This is a genomic window from Rhodococcus sp. IEGM 1372 (assembly GCF_030056835.1).
Taxonomy (GTDB): domain Bacteria; phylum Actinomycetota; class Actinomycetes; order Mycobacteriales; family Mycobacteriaceae; genus Rhodococcoides.
In genome coordinates, this window is sequence record NZ_JASHKS010000095.1 from 1 (window position 1) to 337 (window position 337).

General features: G+C 65.6%; 1 pseudogene. It reads left to right on the top strand.

Annotation, left to right across the window (positions count from 1 at the left end):
* Positions 1–320: pseudogene (locus tag QM590_RS25815) on the top strand (IS21 family transposase); the annotation flags it as partial.
* Between the last annotated feature and the right edge of the window lie 17 nt (positions 321–337).

The following is a 337-nucleotide window of genomic DNA, read 5'->3' on the forward strand; positions in this document are numbered from 1 at the left end:
TCACCATCGCCCGACATCGTCTCGCTGCCGATGGCACCGGGGCGATGGTCCGCGACCACGGCCATGTCTACGCCCTCGAGCAAGCGGCGATGGCGGGTGCGAACACAGGCCGCCCGCACCGCCGCAAAGAACGGATCCCACCCGGACCCGACGCCCTCGCCGCAGCGAACATCCTCCGAACCGTCACCGGCACCACACATCCCGATTCCGCAGACATCGCCGAACAAGTCAGTGCTGCAACAGAATCCGCCACCGAAGGTGCGATCGTCTACGACCTGTCGGTCTACGAACGGGCCGCACACGGGAGGAACACCCTGTGATGGCCGACAAGAAGACA